Source organism: Variovorax beijingensis (assembly GCF_003951285.1).
GTDB lineage: Bacteria > Pseudomonadota > Gammaproteobacteria > Burkholderiales > Burkholderiaceae_C > Variovorax > Variovorax beijingensis.
In genome coordinates this window covers 1-2554 of sequence record NZ_RXFQ01000060.1, presented here as the reverse complement: position 1 = coordinate 2554, position 2554 = coordinate 1, and the positions used below count along the sequence as shown (strand labels likewise).

2 protein-coding genes are annotated in these 2554 nt (G+C 64.1%); both read left to right on the top strand.

All coding sequences use genetic code 11. The features are described 5' to 3' along the window. Window positions 1–118: 118 nt before the first annotated feature. Complete coding sequence (locus EJO66_RS32355; RefSeq protein WP_125967282.1) at window positions 119–994, top strand: tyrosine-type recombinase/integrase; 876 nt, start codon at window positions 119–121, stop codon at window positions 992–994. Between the two features lie 9 nt (window positions 995–1003). Next, window positions 1004–2197 carry an IS91 family transposase gene (locus tag EJO66_RS32350; protein ID WP_125967281.1) on the top strand — a complete coding sequence of 398 codons (1194 nt, stop codon included), beginning with the start codon at window positions 1004–1006 and terminating at the stop codon, window positions 2195–2197. The last annotated feature ends 357 nt before the right edge of the window (window positions 2198–2554 follow it).

Sequence of the window (2554 nt, the reverse complement as noted above, 5' to 3'; positions counted from 1 at the left end):
GGACTAAACCGCTCGCGCGGTAGCCCGCCGCCGAGGCCGGTAGGTCTGGCAATCATCGCGTCCCTGTCTATGTTGAGGAGCGAGGCAATTGGCCTCGTTCTTCGACAGGAGCACGATCATGACCCCTTCGACACCAGCGCTTTCTCCGCTGCGTCAGCGCATGCTCGACGACATGCGCATGCGCAAGCTCGAACCCAAGACCCAGATTGCCTATATCCGCGCGGTTCGGTATCTCGCCGGCTTCCTTCAGCGTTCCCCCGACACGGCCACCGCGGAGGATCTGCGGCGCTTCCAGTTGCACCTGGTCGATCGAGGCGTCTCGCCGATCACGCTCAATGCCACCATCACCGGCTTGAAGTTCTTCTTCGACGTCACGCTCGACCGAGGCGAACTGATGGCCAGGATGAGCTATGTGCATGTGCCCCAGAAGCTTCCGGTGGTTCTGAGTCGCGACGAGGTCACGCGCCTGATCGCTGCGGCGTCCAATCTGAAGTACCAGACGGCACTGTCGATCGCCTACGGCACGGGACTGCGGGTCAGCGAGATCGTTGCACTCAAGGTCGGCGACATCGACAGCCAGCGCATGACCCTGCGCGTCGATCAAGGGAAGGGTAGCAAGGATCGCTACGCCATGCTCTCGCCCGTCCTGCTGGAACGGCTGCGCGCCTGGTGGCGATATGCGCACGCGCACGGCAAGATGCTGCCCAACGGTTGGCTGTTCCCCGGCATGAACCCCGTCGATCCCTTGACTGCGCGCCAGCTCAACCGCGCTGTCCACGACGCCGCAGAGGCGGCCAAGATCGACAAACGCGTCTCTATGCACACGCTGCGCCATACCTTTGCGACTCACCTGCTGGAACAGAAGGTCGACATCCGAGTGATCCAGGTGATGCTGGGCCACAAGAAGCTGGAGACAACATCGGTCTACACGCACGTGGCCACCGAGATCCTGCACGAGGTGGTCAGCCCGCTGGAGAAGCTGCAACCCGCGTAGGTCGCCTCCATGTCGCACTCCGACGTGGAGGTCGCCGACATCTTCCGCGCCCACGGCCCCGCCTGGCGCAAGGCTCAGCGGGGTCACCTGAGCCTGGGGCAGCTCAAGGTCATGTCGGCCATTGAACAGTGCCGCAGCGCGGCACTGGGGGGCCACGTGTTGCGTTGCGAAGGCTGCGGGCACGACCAGATCGCCTACAACTCGTGCCGCAATCGGCATTGCCCGAAGTGCCAGACCAGCGCGGCGCATCGTTGGCTCGACGCCCGGCAGGCCGATTTGTTGCCGGTGGACTACTTCCATGTCGTCTTCACCTTGCCGGCGCCGATCAGCGCCATCGCCTACTACAACAAGGCCACGATCTACGCGCTGTTGTTCGACGTCGCCGCCGAGACCTTACTGACGATCGCGGCCGATCCAAAGCACCTTGGAGCAAACATCGGTGCGACCCTGGTGCTGCACACGTGGGGTTCGGCGATGACGCACCACCCCCATGTGCATGGGATCGTGCCGGGCGGCGGCCTGTCGCCCGACGGCTGCTGGGTCGCCTGCAAGCCGGGGTTTTTCCTGTCGGTTCGCGTGCTTTCGCGGTTGTTCCGGCGACGCTTCCTTGAAGAGCTCGAACATGCCCATTGCGCCGGCCAGCTGCAATTCTTCGGTGAGCACCTCGCACTGGCTGACGCAAAGGCGTTCGCCGACTGGCTCGCACCGCTGCGCAAGTGCGAGTGGGTCGTCTATGCCAAGCGCCCATTCGCCGGACCCGAAGCGGTGCTGGCCTACCTGTCGCGCTACACCCACCGGGTCGCCATCTCCAACAGCCGGCTCGTGGCCATGGACGAGCGTGGCGTCACCTTCCGCTGGAAGGATTACCGCGCCAAGGGCCGAACACGCCGCAAGACGATGACGCTCGACGTCGACGAGTTCATGCGCCGCTTCCTGCTGCATGTCCTGCCGAGCGGCTTCCATCGCATCCGCCACTACGGGCTCCTGGCCAACGGCCATCGAACCGCCAGCCTTGCACGCATCCGCGAACTGCTGCTGCAGCAAGCCGATGCCACTGCGCAAGCATCGAGCGCCGATGCAGAGCCCGAATCTGCGCGACCGAGCTTCTTCTGTCCGCACTGCGGCGGACCGATGATCGTCCTGCAGACCTTCGCTCGTGGGCAACCCATCCGCGCGCCACCTCAGAAGCCTCGGGCACCATGAATACACATCTGCACCAGCGTCCAGTCCGAGCCTCGGCCCTTCATCCTTCTGGGGCGATGCGGGGTCTTGCCTTCGCACTCGACGAAGGCCTGGCAGGCCGTCACGCCGCTGGGCGCCTCAACGCGCCGACATCCATCCGCCACGCCTCAACAACGCCATCTGCCAAATTCTTGAGTCGCATCGCCAGCACCAGCTTGATTCACGCTGCCCGAATCCCCATAGCTTCGTAGCCTTCTCAGGCCTCAGTGGTGCATTCCGCAGTTTCCTCCATGGAGGCTTGTCCAACACCTGCCCTCAGGCCGTTGTCGCGCTCGGCGCTGTCGTGTCGCACGGGCAGCTATCGGACAACCCTAAACC